This is a genomic window from Rhizobium ruizarguesonis (assembly GCF_012349115.1).
Lineage (GTDB): Bacteria > Pseudomonadota > Alphaproteobacteria > Rhizobiales > Rhizobiaceae > Rhizobium > Rhizobium ruizarguesonis.
In genome coordinates, this window is sequence record NZ_PQIG01000029.1 from 1 (window position 1) to 644 (window position 644).

General features: G+C 61.2%; 1 protein-coding gene. It reads left to right on the forward strand.

Annotated elements, in window-relative coordinates; all coding sequences use genetic code 11:
• Nucleotides 1-644, forward strand: a 644-nt coding sequence (locus C3Y91_RS38845) for an ISNCY family transposase (protein ID WP_168575075.1), incomplete at both ends; no start/stop codon positions are given.

Sequence of the window (644 nt, forward strand, 5' to 3'; positions counted from 1 at the left end):
GCGCGGCTGGATGACAGGGGCCGGACTTTGGCTGTCGCGCAAGCAGCGGCGGACGTTCCATCAGCCGCGCTTGCGGCGTGAAGCCTATGGCGAGCTGGTGCAGATCGACGGGTCCGAGCATCGCTGGTTCGAGGACCGCGGTGATCCATGCTCGCTGCTGGTGTTCGTCGACGATGCGACGGGCAAGCTGATGCAGTTGCGGTTCGTGCGCTCGGAAAGCGCCTTCAGCTATTTCGAGGCGCTGGCGCTTTACCTCAAGCGTCACGGCGCGCCTGTGGCCTTCTACTCCGACAAGCATTCGGTGTTCCGGGTGGCGAAGAAGGACGCCAAGGGTGGCCAGGGCATGACCCAGTTCGGGCGGGCGCTTTGTGAGCTAAACATCGAGATTCTTTGTGCAAATTCCAGTCAGGCCAAAGGTCGCGTCGAGCGGATGAACCGGACGCTGCAGGATCGGCTGGTCAAGGAATTACGGCTGGCGGATATCGGCGATATGGAGACGGGCAATGCGTTCCTGCCTGACTTCATAGAGCATTACAATGCGCGGTTTGCGCTCGCCCCTACCCGGTCCGATAATCTGCATCGACCGATGAATCTTGCGTCGGACCGGCTGAAGGAGATCCTGTGCAAGCGTGAGCAGCGCTATG